Here is a 22,458-nt window from a genome sequence, read left to right on the forward strand (position 1 = left end):
TACGAGATTCATTTCATCAAAGTCGGGCTGCTTATTGTGGAAATTACCAAAAGAAAAATGGAAGTATTCTTTTGAAAGTTCAAGCTACTAATGAGGGTTTTATTGAGTATTTTGGAAATGAGAAGTCTGCAAATGCGGGACTTTAGAAATCGTTCCCGCATCGAGTTTTTGGTTGGAAATGGACACTACTCGCTTTCAGGGAGGATGACTTCCAAAGCCTCTTTGATAAGATTTGTCATTTGCTTATCGGTCACTACTATTCCTTGATAATTCTGGCTTGCAAGGTTTTGAGCCACAGAACGAGCTATTGCCAGCTTGTTCAACTTGTCACCATTCTTAAAGGACTTACTCGATTTCTCAAGTGCTAAAGCCATGCCAGCAATCATCATGAGAGCCGTGTTCTTTCCAGGAAACTCCCCCCACTGATCAAGGTATTTGGTCTCTAATGTCTGTGTTATTTCTGTTTTTTTATGTGCCAGAGGCAGAGGCCAATGAAAATTATGCTTTGTTACCCAAGACTCAACTTCAGTTCGAATTAATACACAATCCCTGCGGTCGTGATCATAATTGTCATAATGTGTTATATCTTTCGCAGTTAGCTCACCGCTATCCACGGCATCCCATAGCGAGTCTTTGTATGAATTAACTATTGTCTGCGCTTCACTTTTCAAGCCTAAATTTGGATTTTCATCTGCTAGAAAGTAAGCCGCATGTTCCAATGAGATATTAACCCTAGATAAATAGGGGACCATCCACTTAGGAAGCGTGTTCTTTAGAGCCCAAGAATATTCATCTAAATTATCGTGCAAGTTAATACCCAAAAGCTTCTCAATTTCAGAGCGATCGAAGCCCACAAAGTCGAAAGAATTCATTCTTCACCCTCAAAATGGGACGTTGTCATCAAAAATAGATTCGCTACTATTATGCAAATCCAGTTCGCTAGTTCTTGATGGGGACCAACCTTCGTAAGGCGCTTCATCCATATCAGGATTAACCATTACCTGATTAAGAAGCTCATAAGAGTTGAAACTCGGATCGCTAAGGCTCGGCCTTCTCGTTAAACCCCGGGAGTCCTGTATAAGTAGCTGAGGAGCATATTGCTCAGCTTCATCCAATTTAATAACTATCCAATTTGCAATTTGATCTCGAGTCATATCAGGAAATTTACTTTCGATTCTAATAATTAACTCTCGGATGCTAATGAACTGCTGCTTTTTGGCCTTTAACTCAATGATTGGATTTGTCATACGCCACCTCGCGTGCCTCTTTTTTTGGCGACTATGCCAGCCCGTAGAGGTGTACGGGTCTTCGGGGATCAGCCTAGACATAGCCTATTCTGTATACGTCTACTTAAGTCTACTATCGTCACCTAACACTGTCTATTCATCCAGTTATGCTCTTCTGCCAAACGAGCCATGAACCACGTTCTCGCCATTCTCCAGCGCATCCATATAGTCGGCATACCACTGAAGCATTTCACGACGTCCGTCCAGATACTGGGCATGGTTGTAGGTGCCACGAATACTGTTCTTATCTGCGTGAGCCAGCTGCGTTTCAATCCATGCAGTGTTGTAGCCCTGCTCATGCAAAATGGTGCTCATAGTGTGTCTGAAGCCGTGACCGGTAGCTTTACCGTCATAACCGATTCGTTTGATAACCTGATTGATACTGGCCTCGCTCATCGTCTTCCCTGCATCGTTGCGGCCGGGGAACACATAGCGACCTCTTCCCGTCAGTTGGTGAATTTCTTCAAGGAGAGATTTAGCCTGGATGGAAAGCGGCACTACATGAGGGCGGCGCATCTTCATACGTTCTGCAGGTATCTGCCAGATGCCTTTCTCTAAATCGAATTCAGCCCATTCAGCGGCGCGTAATTCAATCGTGCGTGTGCCAGTAAGCATCAACAGCCGGGTGGCATTTTGTGTAACCTTGCTGCCAGTGTATTCACTAAGTGCGCGAAGGAAGCCGCCAATTTGTTCGGTGAGAGGATGAGGGAAATGCTTTTGCTTTGGCGCTTTTAGTGCGCCGGCGAGATCGGTAACAGGGTTATGCTCTGCCCTGCCGGTGATGACGGCGTAGGTAAAAATCTGGCGGCAAGCCTGACGTGTTTTCTTCAATTTATCCAGAACGCCACGCTGCTCCATCTTTCTGAGCACCAGCAGCATCTCTGCTGCTTTGATTTCTGCGATGGCACGTTTACCGATAAACGGGAACACATCTTTTTGCAGGTACTCCAGGATGTCACTGGCATAGCCCAGTGACCAGTTAGGGCGCTTATGCTCATGCCATTCAATCGCCAGTGCTTCGAAGCTGTTACTGACCGCCAGAATCTTAGCCTGCTTTTCCGTCTGTTTAACCTCACCCGGATCACCACCAGCAGCTAAAGTGCGTTTTGCTTCATCACGCTTCGCCCTGGCATCGGCCAGAGAGACATCAGGATATACCCCCAGCGCCAGCAGCTTTTCTTTTCCCGCAACGCGGTACTTTAAGCGCCAGTATCGTGAGCCATTGGTGTTAACGAGAAGGTAAAGACCGCCGCCGTCAGAGAGCTTGTAGGCTTTATCTTTGGCCTTTGAAGTGTCCACTGTGCGGGCATTAAGTTTCAATTTGGGGGTATCTCATCTCATTGAACAGAACTATACCCCCAAATGTACCCCCACATGATTGTTGATTTCAATAGATGATAGTAGACGTTGAGATAACGAGATTCTCGGGAAGGTGCTTACTGACTGGGATTTTGTGGACTTTAGTAGACGACAGGAGAAGTGAAAATGGCACGCCCTACAGGATTCGAACCTGTGACCTACGGCTTAGAAGGCCGGTGCTCTATCCAGCTGAGCTAAGGGCGCACGGGGATGGCGAGGATTATACGGCGAGACCTCAACGAGTCAACGCTTTTGGCCGACCGTGCGACGCGTATGCCGAAGAATCAGACAACCCGCGATAATTCAGAACCTGACAGCGCCTCACGCTTCTGACAGAATAGGCGCCTTTCCCCGATTCAACACAACACAGTGGATTTCCTCTCTGATGGCAGCAAAAATTATTGACGGTAAAACGATTGCGCAGCAGGTGCGCCTTGAGGTTGCGGAAAAAGTAAAGCAGCGTCTGGCAGCCGGTAAACGCGCGCCGGGACTGGCGGTCGTTCTGGTAGGTGAAAACCCCGCTTCGCAAATCTATGTCGGCAGCAAACGTCGCGCCTGCGATGAGGTCGGCTTTGTGTCGCGCTCATACGATCTGCCTGCCACCACCAGCGAAGCCGAGCTGCTGCAGCTGATTGACGATCTCAATAACGACCACGAGATCGACGGCATTCTGGTACAGCTGCCGCTGCCGGCCGGCATCGACAACGTCAAAGTGCTGGAGCGCATTACGCCCGATAAAGACGTCGACGGCTTCCATCCCTACAACGTTGGCCGTCTCTGCCAGCGCGCGCCGACGCTGCGTCCCTGTACCCCGCGCGGCATCGTCACGCTGCTGGAGCGCTACAATATCGATACCTACGGCCTGAACGCCGTGGTGGTTGGCGCGTCCAACATCGTAGGCCGTCCGATGAGCATGGAGCTGCTGCTGGCGGGCTGCACCACCACCGTAACGCATCGCTTCACCAAAGATCTGCGTCACCACGTCGAGCACGCGGATCTGCTGGTGGTGGCGGTCGGTAAACCCGGTTTTATCCCGGGCGACTGGATTAAGCCGGGCGCGGTGGTAATCGACGTCGGCATCAACCGACTGGAGAGCGGCAAAGTGGTGGGCGACGTTGATTTCGACGCGGCTGCCGAGCGCGCCTCCTACATCACCCCGGTGCCGGGCGGCGTGGGGCCGATGACCGTCGCAACGCTGATCGAAAACACGCTGCACGCGTGCGAAACTTACCATGATAAAGAGGAAGCATAATGGCGACTTTTGCCCTGGGTAAACACCCGCATGTCGACCTGTGCGATCTGCTGAAGCTGGAAGGCTGGGTAGAGAGCGGCGCGCAGGCGAAGATCGTTATCGCCGACGGCGAAGTCACCGTCGACGGCGCGGTAGAAACGCGCAAGCGCTGCAAAATTTTGGCCGGCCAGACCGTCGAATTCGCCGGACAGCGCATCACCGTCACCGCCTGAAACGAGGCGTCCTGCGGGACGCTTCAGGCCCGCCACCAAAGTCAGCCAGCGTAAGAACTGGACCGAAGAGCAAAGCGTCCCGCGTCAAGGAAGACGCGGGACGAGCTGGCAGGGATGCCGTCTTTGCGTCTTTGCGATCGGGCCAGTTCTTGCGCGTTAGCACCCTGCGACTACCTCTACTCCTCCGCGATTCGCGTTTCGCCCTCATACTGCTCCAGCCGAATATGATTCACCGGCGCATGCTGCGCAATCAGCTGCGCGAGGCGCGGCGAATGGCTGGTGATCCAGAGCTGACAGAACTGGCTCGCTTCGGCAATCAGGTGCGCCAGCGCCGGCAATAAATCCTCATGCAGACTGTTCTCCGGCTCGTTGAGCGCCATAAACTGCGGCGGCCTTGGGCTGAGCAGCGCCACCACCAGGCAAAGAAAGCGCAGCGTGCCGTCCGAGAACTCGACGCTGTCGAGCGGGCGCAGCACCCCGCGCCGCGACATCTGCATCTGAAAGCGGCCGTTCTGCACCTCAACGTGAAACTCGCTGTCGGGAAACGCCTGCGCGGTCACCGCATAGAGCAGCTCATGATGGCCGCGCTCGACGATAGTCGCCCAGGCGGCGGCGAGGTTGCTGCCGTCATGCGCCAGCACCGGGGATCGCACACCCGTCTGCGGCGCGCGGATCGGCGATCCGGGCCAGACGGCGAATTCATGATAGAAGCGCCACTGGCGCAGCCGTTCGCGCAGCTGCGACAGCTCGGGATAGCGATGCGGCTCGCCCAGCTGGCCGAACAGCGACTCTTCGGGATGCAGCGTCGCGGGATAGGCCACGCGCTCGCCGTCGACGTTATGCAGAAACGCCGTCTGGTTTTGCCGCTGCATAATGCAGGAGGCGGGCCGTCGTCGCTGGCCGCTCAGCCAGATGCGCTCCTCTTTCACCAGCGGGTCGAGGTTGAACAGCGAGGTAGCCAGCGGTTCCGGAAAGCCGATGTCGAGCTGATAGTCGAGATCGTCCATCTGCGCCGCCAGCGTCAGGCGTCTGGCATCGTGGCGACGATCGCCGCCCGCCCACATGACCTTCTGAATACCGCCCTCTTCCGCCAGCGCCGCCGCAAGCCGCCCGCTGGCGGCGTCGTGCAGCAGCCTGACCGCTTTATAGAGGTTCGATTTGCCGCAGCCGTTGGGGCCGCTGATGACGTTCAGCTGCCCCAGGGTCAGCGACAGCTGGCGCACCGAACGAAAACCCTGGATCTCAATCTTTTCAACCGGCATAAAAAAAGGGCGCCAGCGCGCCCTCTCCGTTGAGGTTACTTACGACGCCAGGTTGAGCCCTGCGGCCCATCCTCTACAATCACGCCCAGCTCGTTGAGCTTGTCGCGCGCGATGTCAGCCTGCGCCCAGTTTTTCTCTTTACGCGCGTCGGCGCGTGCCTGCACCCAGTGCTCGATCTCAGCCACTTCATCGGCGTTGCTCTGCGCGCCGCTCTGCAGGAACTGCTCGGGATCCTGCTGCAGAATGCCCAGCACGTTGGCAATTTCGCGCAGCTTCGCCGCCAGCGCGTTGGCCGCATCGCTGTTCTCGCCTTTCAGGCGATTAACCTCGCGCGCCATGTCGAACAGCACCGAGTAGGCTTCCGGCGTGTTGAAGTCGTCGTCCATCGCCGCGCGGAAGCGCGCGTCAAAGGCTTCACCGCCCGCCGCCGCGACGTTCGGGTCGGTGTGACGCAGCGCGGTGTAGAGACGCTCCAGCGCCGCGCGCGCCTGGTTCAGGTTCTCTTCGCCGTAGTTAAGCTGGCTGCGGTAGTGGCCCGACATCAGGAAGTAGCGCACCGTTTCGGCGTCGTAGTGCTGCAGCACGTCGCGCACGGTGAAGAAGTTGCCGAGGGATTTCGACATCTTCTCGCGATCTACCATCACCATGCCGGAGTGCATCCAGTAGTTGACGTACGGGCCGTCGTGGGCGCAGGTCGACTGGGCAATCTCATTCTCATGGTGCGGGAACATCAGATCCGAGCCGCCGCCGTGAATATCGAAATGCGCGCCGAGCTGTTTGCAGTTCATCGCCGAGCACTCGATATGCCAGCCCGGACGCCCGTTGCCCCACGGCGACGGCCACGCCGGTTCGTCCGCTTTCGACATTTTCCACAGCACGAAATCCATCGGGTTGCGCTTCACTTCGGCCACTTCCACGCGTGCGCCGGCCTGCAGCTGCTCCAGATCCTGACGCGACAGCGCGCCGTAATCGGCGTCGCTCGGCACGTCGAACATCACGTCGCCGTTGTCGGCGACATAGGCGTGACCGCGTGCGATCAGACGCTCCACCAGCTCGATAATCTCCGCGATATGACGCGTGGCGCGCGGCTCCTGATCCGGCGGCAGAATGCCCAGCGCGGCGAAATCTTTATGCATTTCGCCGATCATACGGTTGGTCAGGGTTTCGATGCTTTCGCCGTTCTCATTGGCGCGCTTGATGATTTTGTCGTCAATATCGGTGATGTTGCGCACGTAGTTCAGGCGATAGCCGCAGTAGCGCAGGTAGCGAGACACCACGTCGAATGCCACGAAGGTGCGTCCGTGGCCAATATGACAGAGGTCGTACACCGTGATACCGCACACGTACATGCCGATTTCGCCAGCATGGATAGGTTTAAATTCCTCTTTCTGTCGACTCAGGGTGTTATAAATCTTTAGCATTGAACAGTTCCGTTTAGACGTGTGCGGTAAACACTTTTATCAGGTTATTCAGTTATTGTGCCGTATTTTTCGCGCTTGCGCGACGGCAGCGTGCCGACAGCGCCGCGGGCGTGCTGACGCGTCATTGGAATTTATGATATAAGAGGCGTCGACTAAAATGGTCAGCGCGCTTTGCGACGACCAGACGACTGACGACAACCTTTACAGGACGAGAATGATGGTTACCTTCCAGACCAACCACGGCGACATCGTAATTAAAACCTTCGACGATAAAGCGCCTGCTACCGTGCAAAACTTCCTCGAATACTGCCGTGAAGGTTTTTACGACAACACCATTTTCCACCGTGTTATCAACGGCTTTATGATCCAGGGCGGCGGTTTTGAGCCGGGCATGAAGCAGAAAGCCACCAAAGCGGAAATTCGCAACGAAGCGAACAACGGCCTGAAAAACACCCGCGGCACCCTGGCGATGGCGCGCACCTCTGCTCCGCACTCCGCGACCGCGCAGTTCTTTATCAACGTTGCTGACAACGACTTCCTGAACTTTCGCGACGAAAGCCTGCAGGGCTGGGGCTACTGCGTGTTCGCTGAAGTGGTTGAAGGTATGGACGTGGTTGAGAAAATCAAAGCGGTCTCTACCGGCCGCAGCGGCATGCACCAGGACGTACCGAAAGATGACGTCGTCATCCAGAAAGTCACCGTCAGCGAGTAATGTCGCGCACCCTGTTTATCGCAGATCTGCATCTGTGCCAGGAAGAACCGGCGATCACCGCCGGTTTTCTGCATTTTCTGGCGCGTGAAGCGGTGCACTGCGACGCACTCTATATCCTGGGCGATCTGTTTGAAGCCTGGATCGGCGACGACGATCCCAATCCGCTGCATCAGCAGGTCGCCGACGCGCTGCGTGCGCTGCCGGTGCCGGTCTTCTTTATCCATGGCAACCGCGACTTTCTGCTTGGCAAAGCTTACGGCCGCGCCAGCAACATGACGCTGCTGCCGGAAGAGCAGGTGCTGGCGCGCTACGGCCATCGCGTGCTGATCCTGCACGGCGATACGCTCTGCACCGACGACGTCGGCTATCAGCGTTTTCGCGCCAAAGTGCATCAGCGCTGGCTGCAGCGCCTGTTTCTCGCCCTGCCGCTCGCTTTGCGCCAGCGCATCGCCGCGCGCATGCGCGACGGCAGCAAACAGGCAAACAGGCATAAGTCGCAGACCATTATGGACGTTAACGCCGAGGCGGTTGAGGCAACGATGCTGCGCCAGCAGGTCAGCCTGATGATCCACGGCCACACCCATCGTCCGGCGATCCACCGTTTTGCCTTACAGGGCCAGCCCGCCGAGCGCGCGGTTCTGGGCGCGTGGCACCAGCGCGGCTCGATGATCCAGCTCGACGCCAGCGGCGTCAGCCTGATTGAATTCGACTTTTAGATTCTCGCTGAACGCGCCGGAATCGCGGCGACGCAACCGTTTTCCTTCCGACTTTCTCATGCTATTCTCTGTGCCCTTCTTTACCTGACCGACCGGCCAGGTTCGTTTGTTTATTCACAGGAGTTGACCGCATGTCATCCAACGCCGCCCCGGCCCGCATTGCTATTGTAATGGGCTCCAGAAGTGACTGGTCCACCATGCAGTTCGCTGCGGAGATCCTTACCAGCCTGGACGTGCCCTTCCATGTCGAAGTGGTCTCTGCGCACCGCACCCCGGACAAACTGTTCAGCTTTGCCGAAACGGCCGCGGATAACGGCTATCAGGTGATTATCGCGGGCGCGGGCGGCGCGGCGCATCTGCCGGGCATGCTGGCGGCGAAAACGCTGGTGCCGGTGCTGGGCGTGCCGGTGCAGAGCGCGGCGCTGAGCGGCGTCGACAGCCTCTACTCTATCGTGCAGATGCCGCGCGGCATTCCGGTCGGCACCCTGGCGATCGGCAAAGCGGGCGCGGCCAACGCCGGCCTGCTGGCGGCGCAGATTCTGGCGATCCACGACGCGGCGCTGGCGACGCGCCTCGGCGCCTGGCGTCAGGCGCAGACCGACGAGGTGCTGAATAACCCGGACCCGCGGGAGGATGCATGAAGCCGGTTTGCGTACTGGGCAACGGCCAGCTGGGCCGCATGCTGCGTCAGGCGGGCGAGCCGCTGGGCATTGCCGTTTACCCGGTCGGCCTTGACGCCGAGCCGGAGGCGCTGCCGATTGCGCAGAGCGTGATCACCGCCGAGATCGAGCGCTGGCCGGAGACCGCGCTGACGCGCGAGCTGGCGGTGCATCCCGCCTTTGTTAACCGCGATATTTTCCCGCGTCTGGCGGATCGCCTGACGCAGAAGCAGCTGCTCGATCGGCTGCATCTCGCCACCGCGCCCTGGCAGCTGCTGGCGGCGAAAAGCGAGTGGCCGCAGGTGTTCGCCTCGCTGGGCGAGCTGGCGATCGTTAAGCGCCGCACCGGCGGCTATGACGGCCGCGGTCAGTGGCGACTGCGCGCGGATGAGACCGACGCGCTGCCGGACGACTGCTACGGCGAGTGCATCGTCGAGCAGGGCATCAATTTTCTCGGCGAGGTGTCGCTGGTGGGCGCGCGCGGTCAGGATGGCCGCACGGTGTTTTACCCGCTGACCCACAACCTGCATCAGGAGGGGATTCTGCGCACCAGCGTCGCCTTCCCGCAGGCGGATGCCGCGCAGCAGGCGCAGGCCGAAGCGATGCTCAGCGCCATTATGCAGGAGCTGAACTATGTCGGCGTGATGGCGATGGAGTGCTTCGTGACGCCGCAGGGCCTGCTGATCAATGAGCTGGCGCCGCGCGTGCACAACAGCGGGCACTGGACGCAAAACGGCGCCTCGATCAGCCAGTTCGAACTGCACCTGCGCGCCGTGCTGGGTCTGCCGCTGCCGCAGCCGGTGGTGTTCGCGCCGTCGGTGATGGTGAACCTGATCGGCACCGCGCTGAACAGCGACTGGCTGCAGCAGCCGCTGGTGCATCTGCACTGGTACGATAAAGAGGTGCGGCCTGGCCGCAAGGTCGGCCATCTGAACCTGACCGACAGCGACAGCGCGCGGCTGACGGCGGCGCTAGAGGCGCTGGTGCCGATGCTGCCGCCGGAATACGCCAGCGGCATCGCCTGGGCCGTAGAGAAGTTCTGATTAGGCAGTATGTCCCGCGAGGTTTATTAATAAAGTGCCAGCGCGGGTAACATGACCCGATCGCAAAGACGCAAAAAGCGGCATCCTTGCCAGCTCGGCCCACGCCATCCCTGGCGTGGGACGCTTTGCTCTTCGGTCCATGTTACCCGCTTGCAAGCTTTGATTGCGGCCTGCAGTAAGCTTCAGAATCCTTCTGCGCGCCGGAACAGCGCCTTGCCGCGCAGTAGCCGCACACCCAGCCAGCCGCCGCACAGCGAAAGCAGCAGCGCGCCGCTCAGCGGCAGCGCCAGCCACAGCGTCCAGTCAGGCTGCCACGGGAAATCGAAAATCTTGCGCTGCAGCGCCCAGAGCGCCGCTTCCGCGCCCAGCGCCGCCGCCACGCCGGAGACCACGCCAAGCAGCGCGAACTCGCACCACAGCGTCGCGCGCAGCAGCTTTTTGCTGGCGCCCAGCGTGCGGCAGACCACCAGCTCCTGACGCCGCTGGCGCATCCCCACCTGAATCTGCGCCAGCAGCAGCAGCACGCCGCAGAAGGTCACCAGCACCACCATAATTTCCAGCGCCTGGCTCACCTGCGTCAGCACCTGACCGATCTGCCGCATAATGCTGCCAATATCCAGCAGGCTCAGCGTGGGAAAGGCGCGGTTAAGCTGCGCCAGCAGCGCCGCATCGTTCTCCAGCCGGAAGCTGGTCAGCCAGGTTTGCGGCTGCGCATCCAGCGCGCCAGGCGGGAAAATAAAGAAGAAGTTTGGCCGCAAACTCTCCCAGTCCACCTTGCGCAGGCTGCTGATGGTCGCGCTAAACGCCTGGGTGTCGCCGGTAAAGGTCAGCGTATCCCCCAGCTTCACGCCCAGCCGACCGGCCAGCTCCGCCTCCATCGACACCTCGCCGGCCTTCGGCGGCCAGCTGCCCGCCACCAGCGGATTATGATCGGGCCGCTCGCGCATCCACGTCAGATTCAGCTCACGGTTCAGGGCGTTATCCAGCTTTGGATCGGCCTCTTTGCCGTTCAGAGAGGTCAGACGCACGCGCGCCACGGGATAGAAGGTCTCCGGCTTTACCTGATGCGCGGCGAGGAAAGCGCGCACCTGCGGCACCTGCTCCTGCGTCATATTGAGCAGGAAATAGTTAGGGCTGTCCGGCGGCAGCTGCTGCTGCCAGCGATCCAGCAGATCGCCGCGCATCACCAGCAGCAGCGCCAGCAGCATAAAGGAGAGGGAAAACGCCGCCAGCTGGCTTAGCGTCATGCCCGGCTGACGCAGCAGCCGGTTGACCGCCAGCCGCATCGCCAGGCTGCGCACCGTCAGCCGTCGCAGCAGCAACAGCGCGCCCCAGCCCAGCAGCGCCAGCACGCCCGCCAGCGCCGCCACGCCCGCCAGCAGCGCCCAGAGCATTTTACTGCCGCCCACCAGCAGCGCCAGCAGCACCACCACCACCGCGCCCATCGCCGGAAGATAGCGCTTCAGCGGCCAGATATCGGCCACCGCGTCGCGGCGCAGCACGCGCAGCGGCTGGGTCGCCAGCAGCAGCCGATAGGGACGAAGCCCCACCAGCAGCGAAATCACAAACAGCGAGCCGATCGCCCAGAGCCACGGCCAGCCGCTGGCGGGCGGCAGCGTCGCCGGCAGCACCGGCTTCAGCATCTGCATCAGCAGCGCCTCGACGCCCAGCCCCAGCGCCCCGCCGCACAGCGCCGCCAGCAGCAGCACCGCCAGCCACTGGCCGATAATCAGCCGCCGCAGCGCATGCCGGGTCGCCCCCAGGGTTTTCAGCACCGCCACCAGATCGTAGCGGCTGCGGCAGTAGTGGCTCATCGCCACCGCGACGGCGGCGATCGCCAGCAGCAGCGTCAGCAAGGCGGAGAGCAGCAGAAACTGCTGGGCGCGCTGCATCGAGCGCCCCAGCGCGTCTTCGGAATTCTCAACGCTGATCCAGCGCTGATCCGCCTTTAGCTGCGGCTGGATCCAGCTGTCGTAGCGCGCCAGCTGCTGCGGATTGCCAGCGAACTTATAGCGCCAGGTCAGGCGGCTGCCGGGCTGGATCGCGCCGGTCTTTGGCGCATCCTCAAGATTGATCAGCAGGCGCGGCGCCATCTGGAACGGATTAAAGCCGCCGTCCGGCTCCTGAATCACTTCGCCAACGATGCGCAAGCTGGCGTCGCCGACGTCCAGCCGGTCGCCCGCCTTGAGGTTAAGTAGCGCCATTAGCCGCGGCGCAGCCAACGCGGTGCCGGGTGCCGGCTTCAGGCCCGGCGGTTCAGTCTGCAGCTCGCCGAACATCGGGTAGCGGTTATCCACCGCCTTGACCGCCGCCAGCTGCGGCGTCTCGCCGGCGAAGGTCATGGTCATAAAGCTAAGCTGACCGCTAACGCGCAGCCCCTCCTCGCTCGCTTTTGCCAGCCAGGCGTCCGGCGCGGCCGAACTGCTGCGCAGCGTGCGGTCGCCCGCCATAAAATCGCGGCTCTGCTGGCTCAGCCCTTTTTCCATGCGGTCGCTGATGGCGCCGAGCGCCAGCACGCAGGCCACCGCCAGCGTCAACGCCAGCCAGACGATCAACAGCGAGGGCGAGCGCCACTCGCGCCAGAACCAGCGCCAGATCATTGCTCCTCCCACACTTTGCCGTCGCGCAGCCGCAGGCGACGGTCGCAGCGCGCCGCCAGCTGCTCGTCATGCGTCACCAGAATCAGCGTGGTGGCGTAGTCGCGGTTGAGGGAAAACAGCAGATCGGCGATGCGGTCGCCGGTTTTACGGTCCAGATTGCCGGTCGGCTCGTCGGCAAACAGCAGGCCGGGACGCCCGCTGAAGGCGCGCGCCAGCGCCACGCGCTGCTGCTCGCCGCCGGAAAGCTGCGCGGGCAGATGGGACAGACGCTCGGCCAGCCCCAGCTGGGTTAGCAGCTCGCGCGCCTGCTCGCGGCTCTGGCGGTCGCTCTCGCCGCGCAGCAGCGCAGGCAGCTGCACGTTCTCCAGCGCATTGAGCGTTGGCACCAGCATAAAGGACTGAAACACGAAGCCGACCTGCGTCGCCCGCAGCGCGGCGCGCTGCTCTTCATCGAGCTGATGCAGCGGTTGCCCCAGCAGGTTGACCTCGCCGCTGCTGCCGTCGTCGAGCCCGGCCAGAATGCCCAGCAGCGTCGACTTGCCGGAGCCGGACTCGCCGATCAGCGCAATGGTCTCGGCCCGTTTGACAATGAAGTCAACTCCGGTGAGGATGATCAACTGATGCTCTCCCTGACCGACGGACTTTGTAAGATGATGAACTTCAAGAATGTTTTCCGCTGGCATTACGCTTTCCTGTTTTCCGTTCTTCTGCTGGTGTCGCATGTCTCCGCTGCGAGCACCCTATTAGTGTTAGGCGACAGCCTGAGCGCCGGCTATCGCATGTCGGCCAGCGCGGCCTGGCCGAGCCTGCTGAACAACAGCTGGCAGCAGCCTGAGGTGGTAAACGCCAGCATCAGCGGCGATACCGCCGCGCAGGGGCTGGCGCGCTTACCGGCGCTATTAAAACAGCATCAGCCGCAGTGGGTGTTAATCGAACTGGGCGGTAACGACGGACTGCGCGGCTTTCCGCCGCAGGCAATCGAGCAGGATCTGCGTAAGATCATCGACGACGTGAAGGCGGCGAACGCCAGACCGCTGCTGATGCAGGTTCGCCTGCCCGCCAATTACGGGCGGCGTTATACGGAAGCGTTCAGCGGGATCTATCCCAGACTGGCACAGCAGTACAACATTCCTCTGGTGCCCTTTTTTATGGAGCAGGTCTATCTGAAACCGGAATGGATGCAGCAGGACGGCATTCATCCTAACCCCGATGCGCAGCCCTTTATCGCCGAGCTGATGGCGAAAGAACTGGCTCCCTTAGTTAAGCACGAGTAACCGGGGCGCGCGCTTTTTATGGGTAAAGATATGCAAAAAACCATTGTCATCACCGGCTGCTCCAGCGGTATCGGGCTGGTCGCGGCGCAGGATCTGCAGGCGCGCGGCTATCGGGTGATCGCCGCCTGCCGCAAGGCGGAAGATGTAGCGCAGATGCGCGTACAGGGCATTATCGGCGTCGCGCTGGATCTCGACGACGCGGCAAGCATCGACCGCGCGGCCGATGAGATCCTCGCGCTAACGGATCATCGCCTGTTCGCGCTGTTCAACAACGGCGGCTTTGGCCTTTACGGCCCGCTGCGCACCCTGTCGCGCCAGCAGCTGGAGAAGCAGTTCTCCACCAATTTTTTCGGCACCCATCAGCTGACGATGCGGCTGCTGCCAGCGCTGGAGGCGAGCGGCGACGCGCGTATCGTCAACACCAGCTCGGTGATGGGGCTGATCTCCACGCCCGGCCGCGGCGCCTACGCCGCCAGCAAATATGCGCTGGAAGCCTGGAGCGACGCGCTGCGCCTTGAACTGCGCGGCAGCGGCGTGCGCGTCAGCCTGATCGAGCCGGGCCCAATTCATAGCCGCTTTACCGATAACGTCACTCAGGGCGAGCCGGGCAAACCGGTGCGCAATCCCGGCATCGCCGCGCGTTTCACCCTGCCGCCGCAGGCGATTTTACCCAAGCTGCACCACGCGCTGGAGAGCCCGCGTCCGCGCCTGCGCTATCCGGTGACGCTGGTCGCACATGCGATGAGCATCCTGAAAAGAGTGCTGCCGGGCTGGATGCTGGATCGCATTTTGAGCAGCCGCTGAGAATTCATCTTGAAGCGGGGCCGTCTGGCCCCATATTCTTTAAACACTTTCTGCCAAGAGACTTAGTCATGTCACCACAAGCTTCGATTATCGACATCAACGAATCCAACCTGCATCAGACGCTGGAACAGTCCATGCAGATCCCGGTGCTGTTCTATTTCTGGTCGGATCGCAGCCAACATTGCCAGCAGCTGACGCCGCTGCTGGAGCGGCTGGCGCAGGAGTACGCCGGCCAGTTTATTCTGGCGAAGCTCGACTGCGACAAAGAACAGATGGTGGCGTCGCAGTTTGGCCTGCGTTCGATTCCCACGGTCTATCTGTTCCAGAACGGCCAGCCGGTCGACGGCTTCCAGGGGCCGCAGCCGGAAGAGGCGGTCCGCGCGCTGCTGGAAAAAGTGCTGCCGCGCGAAGAGGAGCTGAAAGCGCAGCAGGCGCTGGCGCTGATGGACGAAGGCAAGCCGCTGGAGGCGCTGCCGCTGCTGAAAGAGGCCTGGCAGCTTAGTCAGCAGGCGAGCGAAATCGGCTTCCTGCTGGCGGAGGTGCTGATTACCCTGAACCGCAGCGATGAAGCGGAAGAGGTGCTGGCGAAGGTGCCGCTGCAGGATCAGGATACGCGCTATCAGAGCCTGATGGCGCAGATCGATCTGCTGAAGCAGGCGGCGGATACGCCGGAAATTCAGCAGCTGCAGGCGCAGCTGGAGCGCGACCCGGCTAATGCAGAACTGGCGGCTAAGCTCTCATTACAGCTGCATCAGGTCGGACGCAACGAAGAGGCGCTGGAGCTGCTGCTCGGCTTTCTGAAGCGTGATTTAAATTCGGGTGAGGGTCAGGTTCGTAAAATGCTGCAGGAGATTCTGGCGGCGCTCGGCACCGGCGACGCACTCGCCGCCCGCTATCGCCGTCAGCTCTACTCGCTGCTTTACTGAGTCGCCCCCGCGGCATCGGGCCGAAGCGACTCGGCCCGTTATCTAACAATCTGGAGGTTATATGTTGACAGTCATTCCCGCGCTGATTGTGCTGGCGCTGGTCACGGTATGGGCGGGCGTTAAAATCGTGCCGCAGGGCTATCAGTGGACCGTGGAGCGCTTCGGGCGCTACACCCGCACGCTGCAACCGGGCCTGAGCCTGGTGGTGCCCTTTATGGATCGTATCGGTCGCAAGATCAATATGATGGAACGGGTGCTCGACATTCCCTCGCAGGAAGTGATCTCCAAAGACAACGCCAACGTCACCATCGACGCCGTCTGCTTTATTCAGGCGGTGGATCCGGCGCGCGCCGCCTATGAGGTCAGCAACCTTGAGCTGGCGATCATCAATCTCACCATGACAAATATCCGCACCGTCCTCGGCGGCATGGAGCTGGATGAGATGCTGTCGCAGCGCGATAACATCAACACCCGGCTGCTGCATATCGTCGACGAGGCGACCAATCCCTGGGGCGTGAAGATCACCCGCATCGAGATCCGCGACGTGCGGCCGCCGCAGGAGCTGATCGCCGCCATGAACGCGCAGATGAAAGCGGAGCGCACCAAGCGCGCCGACATTCTGGCGGCGGAAGGGGTGCGTCAGGCGGCGATCCTGCGCGCCGAAGGCGACAAGCAGTCGCGCATCCTGAAAGCCGAAGGGGAACGCACCTCGGCGTTTCTGCAGGCCGAGGCGCGCGAGCGCCAGGCGGAAGCAGAAGCCGCCGCGACGAAAATGGTCTCCGAAGCGATCGCCGCGGGCGATATCCAGGCGGTGAACTACTTCGTGGCGCAGAAATACACCGACGCGCTGCAGAAAATCGGCGAAGCCAGCAACAGCAAGGTGGTGATGATGCCGCTGGATGCCAGTAGCCTGCTGGGATCGGTTGCCGGCATCAGCGAGCTGCTGAAAGGCTCCTCCTCTGAGTCGACACGCTGATGCTGATGGAGATCGTCGCCCATCCGCACTGGTTCTGGCTGACGCTGGGCGGCCTGCTGCTGGCGGCGGAGATGCTCGGCACCAGCGGCTACCTGCTGTGGAGCGGCATCGCGGCGGTGCTGGTCGGCGTGGTGGAGTGGCTGGCGCCCTTTAGCTGGACGGCGCAGGGCTCGCTGTTCGCCGTGTTGACGCTGGTCTGCGTCTATCTCTGGTATCGCTGGATGCGCCATCGCGAGCGCAGCCAGCAGCCCAATTCGCTTAACCAGCGCGGCGCGCAGCTGATCGGCACGCTGCTGACGCTGGATGCGCCGCTGGTGAACGGCATCGGCCATGTGAAGCTGGGCGACAGCAGCTGGCGCGTGCAGGCTGACCAGGATCTGCCCGCAGGCGCCAGGGTTATCGTCACGGGCATTGAGGGCATTACGCTGCATATCAGGCTGCGCTAGTCCGCCCTTCCCTCTTTACGACCGCAGCAGCCTGCCAGGTTATTGATGATCGGGCACTCTGCGCTCTCGTCGCCGGGACAGGCCTCGGCCAGCGCCAGCAGCCGCATGCGCATCGCCTGCAGTTCGTCGATATGGGCGGCGATCTCCGCTGCTTTTTGCAGCGTGCGCGCCTTAACGTCGGCGCTGTGACGCGTCGGATCGTTGAACAGCGTCACCAGCTCGCGACACTCATCGAGGGTAAAGCCCACCTGCCGCGCCTGGCGCAGTAAATTTAGCTCATCAAGATGATGCGCGCTGTAGCGGCGATAGCCGTTGTCGCTGCGCAGTGGCGGCGTCACCACGCCCTTCTCTTCATAGAAACGGATCGCCTTGCTGGTCAACCCGGTTTTTTTCGCCACATCGCTGATGTTCACTCTGCTCTCCCGGTAAAAAATCGATCGCGGCCCGTGCTCTTAAAAATAGTTTGACCTTCCCCTTGATGGAAGGTTTAGCCTGTAACACGAGTGATAAAAAGCTCGCATTGTTAACGGCAACACAACAGGAGCCTGATATGTCTCAAACCATTTCTCTGGCGCTGGAAGGTCTCTCCTGCGGCCACTGCGTTAAACGCGTTAAAGAGGCGCTTGAACAGCGCGATGATGTCGAACAGGCCAGCGTTACCCAGCAGGAGGCGCAGGTCACAGGCAGCGCCGACGCCGCCGCGCTGATTGCCACTGTGGAAGAGGCGGGCTATCACGCCACGCTGAACGGCGACAGCCACCCAAAGCCTGAGCCGTTGACAGCTTCAGAGCCGCCGCCGGAGGCGCTGACAACGGTGGCAGAAACCCAACCGGCACAGCAGCCTGAAAACGCGCAGTTTCTGCTTATTGACGGCATGAGCTGCGCCAGCTGCGTCAGCCGGGTGGAAAAAGCGCTGGAGAAGGTGCCCGGCGTGACTCAGGCGCGCGTCAACCTCGGCGAACGCAGCGCGCTGGTAATGGGCGACGTCTCTGCGCAGCAGCTGGTCGAGGCAGTTGACGCGGCCGGCTACCACGCTCAGCCGGTGCAGGATGAACAGGAGCGACGCGACAAACAGCAGAGCAGCGCGCGCAAAGCGATGCGCCGCTTTAGCTGGCAGGCGGCGCTGGCGCTGACGTTCGGCGCGCCCCTGATGATCTGGGGCATGATCGGCGACAATATGATGCTCAGCGACGCCAACCGCAGCCTGTGGCTCGCCATCGGCGCGGCGACGCTGCTGATTATGGTGGTGGCTGGCGGCCATTTTTATCGCAGCGCCTGGCGCAGCCTGCGCAACGGCAGCGCCACCATGGATACGCTGGTGGCGCTTGGCACCGCCGCCGCCTGGATCTACTCCATTAGCGTCGCGCTCTGGCCCGCTTTTTTCCCGATGCAGGCGCGGCATCTCTATTTTGAAGCCAGCGTAATGATTATCGGCCTGATTAACCTCGGCCACGCGCTGGAGCAGCGCGCGCGCCAGCGCTCCTCTAAAGCGCTTGAGCGGCTGCTCGATTTGACGCCCGCGCAGGCGCGCCTCGTCAGCGAACAGGGCGAAATGCGGGTACCGCTCAGCGCGGTGCAGCCGGGCATGACGCTGCGCCTCACCACGGGCGATCGCGTGCCGGTGGACGGCGAAATCAGCGAGGGCGAGGCGTGGCTCGACGAGGCGATGCTGACCGGCGAGGCGGTGCCGCAGGGCAAGCGCGTCGGCGACAAGGTCTATGCCGGCACGCTGGTGCAGGACGGCGCAGTGCGCTTTGTGGCGCGCGCAACGGGCCAGCACACCGCGCTGTCGCGCATTATCCATCTGGTGAGTCAGGCGCAAAGCAGCAAGCCCGACGTCGGTCGCCTTGCCGACCGCATTTCGGCGGTGTTTGTGCCGGTGGTAGTCGCCATCGCGCTGATCAGCGCGGCGATCTGGTATCTGTTCGGTCCACAGCCGCAGATCGCTTACACGCTGGTGATCGCTACCACGGTGCTGATTATCGCCTGCCCCTGCGCGCTGGGCCTAGCGACGCCGATGTCGATTATCGCGGGTGTCGGGCGTGCCGCTGAATTAGGCGTGCTGGTGCGCGACGCCGACGCGCTGCAGCGCGCCAGCCGCATCGATACGCTGGTGTTTGATAAAACCGGCACGCTCACCGCCGGCGCGCCGCAGCTTGATGAGGTGCTGACGTGGCGCGACTGGTCGCGCGACGCGGTGGTGCAGGCCGCCGCCGCGCTGGAGCGAAACGCCAGTCATCCGCTGGCGCAGGCGATCGTCGCGGCGGCAGGTGCGGCGAGCAGCGGCGAGATAGCGCAATTTCGTACAATACGCGGCAAAGGCGTCAGCGGCATACTCGACGGCAAGGCGCTGCTGCTGGGCAACGCGGCGCTGATGCAGGATAACGCTGTCGATCTGCAGCAGGCGCAGCCGGATATCGAGCGGCTGTCGCGTCAGGGTGCCACGCCGGTGCTGCTGGCGCAAGAGGGCGAACTCGTTGGCCTGATTACGCTGCGCGATCGGCTGCGGCCGGAGAGCAAAGCGGCGCTGGCGCGGCTGCGTCAGGCGGGCTACCGCCTGATGATGCTGACCGGCGACCGGGAAGAGACCGCGCGCGCCATTGCGCAGGAAGCGGGCATCGACGAGGTGATTGCCGGCGTGCTGCCGGAAGCGAAAGCGCAGACCATCGCCGCGCTGCAGCAGCAGGGACGTCGCGTCGCTATGGTGGGCGACGGCATTAACGACGCCCCGGCGCTGGCGCAGGCGGATGTCGGCATCGCCATGGGCGGCGGCAGCGACGTCGCGGTGGAAACCGCGCCTATCACCCTGATGCGCGCCGATCTCAACAGCGTCGCCGACGCGCTGGCGCTGGCCAGCGCCACGCTGCGCAATATTCGTCAGAACCTGCTGGGGGCGTTTATCTATAACAGCCTGGGCATTCCGCTGGCGGCGGGCGCGCTCTATCCGCTGACCGGCGCGCTGCTCAGCCCGGTGGTGGCGGGCGCGGCGATGGCGCTCTCCTCGATTACCGTGGTCGGCAACGCCAACCGGCTGCTGCGCTTTTGCCCGCGGCCGCGACAATAGCCGCTATTGCCCTGTTTTTCAGCGACGGGAATCGCTAGCATGGCGTTTTGACTGAGTAAGGACAGGGAATGACAGGCAGCATGTGGCGCAGTGTGCAGGGGCTGATCGGCCGACTCTTTCCCGCCAGCTATCGCTGGCCCGCCCAGGATATCCGGCTGGACTATCGTCTGCTGCATCTGGTCGGCAGCATTCATATGGGCACGCGTGATATGCAGCCGCTGCCCGCGCGGCTGCTGCGGCAGCTGCAAAAGGCGGATGCGCTGATTGTCGAGGCGGATATTACTCAGGGCGGCTCACCGTTTGACGACATCGATCCGCGCGAGCCGCTGGAGAGGCGGCTGACGGCTGACGACCGCTCGCGTCTTGAGGCACTATGCGGCGAACTTCATCTGTCGCCGACGATGTTCGACACCCTGCCCGCCTGGCAGATCGCGCTGATGCTGCAGGCGCAGCAGGCGCAGCGGCTGGGGTTACGTCCCGGCTACGGCATCGACTACCAGCTACTGCAGGCGGCGAAGCAGTTGAATAAACCGGTGATTGAGCTGGAGGGGGCGGAGGTGCAAATCGCGCTGCTGAAATCCCTGCCGGACGACGGCATGGCGCTGCTGCAGGATACGCTCACGCACTGGCATACCAACGCGCGGCTGCTGCAGATGATGGTGAGCTGGTGGCTTGACGCGCCGCCGCGCCAGCCGCGCATCGCGCTGCCTTCAACCTTTAGCTCGGCGCTGAACGATACGCTGATCGCCCGGCGCAACAAGGAATGGCGCGATCGGCTGCGCGCCCTGCCGGCCGGACGCTATGTGGTGGCGGTGGGCGCGCTGCATCTCTACGGTGAAGAGAATCTGCCGACGCTGCTACAGCAATAAAAAAAGAAGGCCGGTATTGCTATCGGCCCTTCAAAGAGGAATTTGTTTATCATTTTGGTTATCGCTCAGCCTTTCGGCCGGCGCGGAGCCAATTCTCGCGCAAAGCACAAACTTTCGCCACCATTAATTTATTTAATTTAGGAATAAGATTTTTCTTATAAGGAGATTTTTATGACGCCTGCTGTAAAACTGCTGGAAAAACAAAAGGTCGCCTTTACGCTTCATCCTTACGACCATGACAGCGCCGAAACGAATTTTGGCGACGAAGCGGTAAGAAAACTCAACCTTGACGCGCGCCAGGTCTATAAAACGCTGCTGGTGGCGCTAAACGGCGAGCCGAAGCAGCTGGCGGTGGCGGTGACCCCTGTCTCCAGCCAGCTCGATCTGAAAAAGGTGGCGAAAGCGCTGGGCGCGAAAAAGGCGGATATGGCGGATCCCCAGCTGGCGCAGCGCGTGACCGGCTATCTGGTGGGCGGCATCAGCCCGCTGGGGCAAAAAAAGCGCCTGCCGACGGTGATCGATCGCTCCGCCGCCGACTTCGCCACTATTTTCGTCTCCGGCGGCAAGCGCGGTCTGGATCTGGAACTGGCGGCGCAGGATCTGGCGCGCCTGCTCGACGCCACGCTGGCGGATATCGCCCGGCGCGACTAAGCGCGCGGCTGGGCGCAGAGCTGGTCGATCATCCAGCGCCCCGCCGGCCCGGGCGGATTACGCCGTGACCAGATCGCTTCTACCGCAATATGCTGCGGCCAGCCCGGCAGCGCCAGTTCCTGCAGCACCTCATGACCAAACTGCGTGACCAGCCAGCGCGGCAGCACGCTCCAGCCAAACCCCTGTTCCGCCATCTCCAGCAGCAGCAGATAGGTCGGGGCTGACCAGACGCGTCCCGGCGGCGCCACCGCGTTCGGCTCGACCCAGGTGTTGAGCCGCAGCTGACGCACCTGCTCCAGCGCGCTTTCTGTTAGCCCTGGCTGCTGCGCCAGCGGATGGTCGCGATGAATATAGATCGCCATCTCCGCATTGACCTGCAGCCGCGCCACGGCGATATCGGGCGGCAGCGCCGGCTGCGCGCGCACCACGCCGAGATGCACCCGTCCCGCCTGCAGCAGATCCAGCACGTCGGCATCCTCCGCGATCATGCACTCCAGCTCGATTTCCGGAAACTGTGCGTCAAACTGCTTTAGCAGCTGTTCATGATGCTGGGTTTGCCAGAAGTCCGAGACGGCAAAACTCAGGCGCGGCTCGACGCCCTGCGCCAGCCTGATCGCCAGCGCGTCGAGCCGTTCGCTGGCGGCCAGAATCTGCTGCACCTGCGCCAGCACGCCTCTGCCCTGATCGGTCAGGATCGGCTGACGTCCGCGGCGATCGAACAGCGTCACGCCGAGATCGTCTTCCAGTCCGGCAACCGCCGTGCTGATGGTGGACTGGCTTTTGCCCAGCGCGCGCGCCGCCGCAGAAAAAGAGCCGCTGCTGACGGTCTGCACAAAGGCTTCCAGTGATTCAGGGGAATAACGCATCTTCATCCATCGCTTTTATCGATAGGTCATCATTTTATCTTATCACTGCAGGCTGCCAGA

The 22,458-nt window shown here is 61.2% G+C and carries 23 protein-coding genes and 1 tRNA gene; 14 read left to right on the top strand and 10 right to left on the bottom strand.

Features of this window, described 5'->3' with window-relative positions; genetic code table 11:
• Nucleotides 1-185 precede the first annotated feature (185 nt).
• The 4 genes from MC269_RS13585 to MC269_RS13600 all read right to left on the bottom strand — a co-directional run bounded on the left by MC269_RS13585 (nt 186) and on the right by MC269_RS13600 (nt 2,849).
• Entirely contained in the window at nt 186-872 is a 687-nt protein-coding gene (locus tag MC269_RS13585; protein WP_239952731.1) for a hypothetical protein, read from the bottom strand.
• 9 nt (nt 873-881) lie between these two features.
• Complete coding sequence (locus MC269_RS13590) at nt 882-1,247, bottom strand: hypothetical protein (RefSeq protein WP_239952732.1); 366 nt, start codon at nt 1,245-1,247, stop codon at nt 882-884.
• A gap of 144 nt (nt 1,248-1,391) precedes the next feature.
• Nucleotides 1,392-2,606, bottom strand: a complete 1,215-nt coding sequence (locus tag MC269_RS13595; protein WP_239952733.1) for an integrase arm-type DNA-binding domain-containing protein — start codon at nt 2,604-2,606, stop codon at nt 1,392-1,394.
• Nucleotides 2,607-2,772: 166 nt separating this feature from the next.
• A tRNA-Arg gene (locus tag MC269_RS13600) sits at nt 2,773-2,849 on the bottom strand.
• A 181-nt stretch (nt 2,850-3,030) separates the two neighbouring features.
• Here MC269_RS13600 and folD point away from each other — a divergent pair.
• Complete coding sequence (gene folD / locus MC269_RS13605; protein ID WP_081139369.1) at nt 3,031-3,897, top strand: bifunctional methylenetetrahydrofolate dehydrogenase/methenyltetrahydrofolate cyclohydrolase FolD; 867 nt, start codon at nt 3,031-3,033, stop codon at nt 3,895-3,897.
• Complete coding sequence (gene ybcJ / locus MC269_RS13610) at nt 3,897-4,109, top strand: ribosome-associated protein YbcJ (protein WP_081139368.1); 213 nt, start codon at nt 3,897-3,899, stop codon at nt 4,107-4,109. Before folD ends, ybcJ begins: the two co-directional genes overlap by 1 nt.
• A 176-nt stretch (nt 4,110-4,285) precedes the next feature.
• Here the strand turns inward: ybcJ and MC269_RS13615 are convergent, their stop codons facing one another.
• Both MC269_RS13615 and cysS read right to left on the bottom strand, forming a co-directional pair.
• A complete protein-coding gene (locus MC269_RS13615; RefSeq protein WP_239952734.1) occupies nt 4,286-5,371 on the bottom strand; it encodes an AAA family ATPase in 1,086 nt (361 codons plus the stop codon).
• A 35-nt stretch (nt 5,372-5,406) separates the two neighbouring features.
• Nucleotides 5,407-6,792, bottom strand: coding sequence for a cysteine--tRNA ligase (gene cysS / locus MC269_RS13620; RefSeq protein WP_239952735.1), 1,386 nt, complete (start codon nt 6,790-6,792; stop codon nt 5,407-5,409).
• A 217-nt stretch (nt 6,793-7,009) separates the two neighbouring features.
• On the opposite strand from cysS, the gene ppiB reads away from it, so the two are divergent.
• The 4 genes from ppiB to purK all read left to right on the top strand — a co-directional run bounded on the left by ppiB (nt 7,010) and on the right by purK (nt 9,922).
• Nucleotides 7,010-7,504: a peptidylprolyl isomerase B gene (gene ppiB, locus MC269_RS13625; protein WP_081139425.1), complete on the top strand. Its 495-nt coding sequence runs from the start codon at nt 7,010-7,012 to the stop codon at nt 7,502-7,504.
• Nucleotides 7,504-8,220 carry a UDP-2,3-diacylglucosamine diphosphatase gene (gene lpxH, locus MC269_RS13630; protein WP_239952736.1) on the top strand — a complete coding sequence of 239 codons (717 nt, stop codon included), beginning with the start codon at nt 7,504-7,506 and terminating at the stop codon, nt 8,218-8,220. The genes ppiB and lpxH overlap by 1 nt, the downstream gene beginning before the upstream one ends.
• A 131-nt stretch (nt 8,221-8,351) precedes the next feature.
• On the top strand, nt 8,352-8,861 hold the full coding sequence (purE, locus tag MC269_RS13635; protein WP_081139364.1) for a 5-(carboxyamino)imidazole ribonucleotide mutase: 510 nt from the start codon (nt 8,352-8,354) through the stop codon (nt 8,859-8,861).
• Nucleotides 8,858-9,922: a 5-(carboxyamino)imidazole ribonucleotide synthase gene (gene purK / locus MC269_RS13640; RefSeq protein WP_239952737.1), complete on the top strand. Its 1,065-nt coding sequence runs from the start codon at nt 8,858-8,860 to the stop codon at nt 9,920-9,922. The genes purE and purK overlap by 4 nt, the downstream gene beginning before the upstream one ends.
• A 182-nt stretch (nt 9,923-10,104) precedes the next feature.
• Here purK and ybbP read toward each other — a convergent pair whose 3' ends face one another.
• Complete coding sequence (gene ybbP / locus MC269_RS13645) at nt 10,105-12,522, bottom strand: putative ABC transporter permease subunit YbbP (protein WP_239952738.1); 2,418 nt, start codon at nt 12,520-12,522, stop codon at nt 10,105-10,107.
• Entirely contained in the window at nt 12,519-13,205 is a 687-nt protein-coding gene (gene ybbA / locus MC269_RS13650; protein ID WP_081139361.1) for a putative ABC transporter ATP-binding protein YbbA, read from the bottom strand. The genes ybbP and ybbA overlap by 4 nt, the downstream gene beginning before the upstream one ends.
• Between ybbA and tesA the strand changes: the two genes are divergently transcribed.
• The 5 genes from tesA to MC269_RS13675 all read left to right on the top strand — a co-directional run bounded on the left by tesA (nt 13,173) and on the right by MC269_RS13675 (nt 16,948).
• Entirely contained in the window at nt 13,173-13,796 is a 624-nt protein-coding gene (gene tesA / locus MC269_RS13655; RefSeq protein WP_174580897.1) for a multifunctional acyl-CoA thioesterase I/protease I/lysophospholipase L1, read from the top strand. The two genes, ybbA and tesA, sit on opposite strands and share 33 nt — an antisense overlap.
• A 30-nt stretch (nt 13,797-13,826) precedes the next feature.
• A complete protein-coding gene (locus MC269_RS13660) occupies nt 13,827-14,600 on the top strand; it encodes an SDR family oxidoreductase (protein ID WP_239952739.1) in 774 nt (257 codons plus the stop codon).
• 68 nt (nt 14,601-14,668) lie between these two features.
• Nucleotides 14,669-15,526, top strand: a complete 858-nt coding sequence (locus tag MC269_RS13665; RefSeq protein ID WP_239952740.1) for a co-chaperone YbbN — start codon at nt 14,669-14,671, stop codon at nt 15,524-15,526.
• A gap of 61 nt (nt 15,527-15,587) precedes the next feature.
• Nucleotides 15,588-16,502, top strand: a complete 915-nt coding sequence (locus tag MC269_RS13670) for an SPFH domain-containing protein (protein ID WP_239952741.1) — start codon at nt 15,588-15,590, stop codon at nt 16,500-16,502.
• Nucleotides 16,502-16,948, top strand: a complete 447-nt coding sequence (locus tag MC269_RS13675) for an NfeD family protein (RefSeq protein ID WP_239952742.1) — start codon at nt 16,502-16,504, stop codon at nt 16,946-16,948. Before MC269_RS13670 ends, MC269_RS13675 begins: the two co-directional genes overlap by 1 nt.
• On the opposite strand, the gene cueR is transcribed toward MC269_RS13675, so the two are convergent.
• Nucleotides 16,945-17,361, bottom strand: a complete 417-nt coding sequence (gene cueR, locus MC269_RS13680) for a Cu(I)-responsive transcriptional regulator (protein WP_239952743.1) — start codon at nt 17,359-17,361, stop codon at nt 16,945-16,947. The two genes, MC269_RS13675 and cueR, sit on opposite strands and share 4 nt — an antisense overlap.
• A 137-nt stretch (nt 17,362-17,498) precedes the next feature.
• Here cueR and copA point away from each other — a divergent pair, with 137 nt between their 5' ends.
• The 3 genes from copA to ybaK all read left to right on the top strand — a co-directional run bounded on the left by copA (nt 17,499) and on the right by ybaK (nt 21,532).
• Nucleotides 17,499-20,012, top strand: a complete 2,514-nt coding sequence (copA, locus tag MC269_RS13685; protein ID WP_239952744.1) for a copper-exporting P-type ATPase CopA — start codon at nt 17,499-17,501, stop codon at nt 20,010-20,012.
• 68 nt (nt 20,013-20,080) lie between these two features.
• Nucleotides 20,081-20,881, top strand: a complete 801-nt coding sequence (locus MC269_RS13690; RefSeq protein ID WP_239952745.1) for a TraB/GumN family protein — start codon at nt 20,081-20,083, stop codon at nt 20,879-20,881.
• A 171-nt stretch (nt 20,882-21,052) separates the two neighbouring features.
• On the top strand, nt 21,053-21,532 hold the full coding sequence (ybaK, locus tag MC269_RS13695) for a Cys-tRNA(Pro)/Cys-tRNA(Cys) deacylase YbaK (RefSeq protein ID WP_239952746.1): 480 nt from the start codon (nt 21,053-21,055) through the stop codon (nt 21,530-21,532).
• Here ybaK and MC269_RS13700 read toward each other — a convergent pair.
• Nucleotides 21,529-22,398, bottom strand: a complete 870-nt coding sequence (locus MC269_RS13700) for a LysR family transcriptional regulator (RefSeq protein WP_239952747.1) — start codon at nt 22,396-22,398, stop codon at nt 21,529-21,531. The two genes, ybaK and MC269_RS13700, sit on opposite strands and share 4 nt — an antisense overlap.
• Between the last annotated feature and the right edge of the window lie 60 nt (nt 22,399-22,458).

It is taken from the genome of Pantoea sp. Z09, from assembly GCF_022394795.1.
In the GTDB taxonomy this organism is placed as follows: domain Bacteria; phylum Pseudomonadota; class Gammaproteobacteria; order Enterobacterales; family Enterobacteriaceae; genus Pantoea; species Pantoea latae.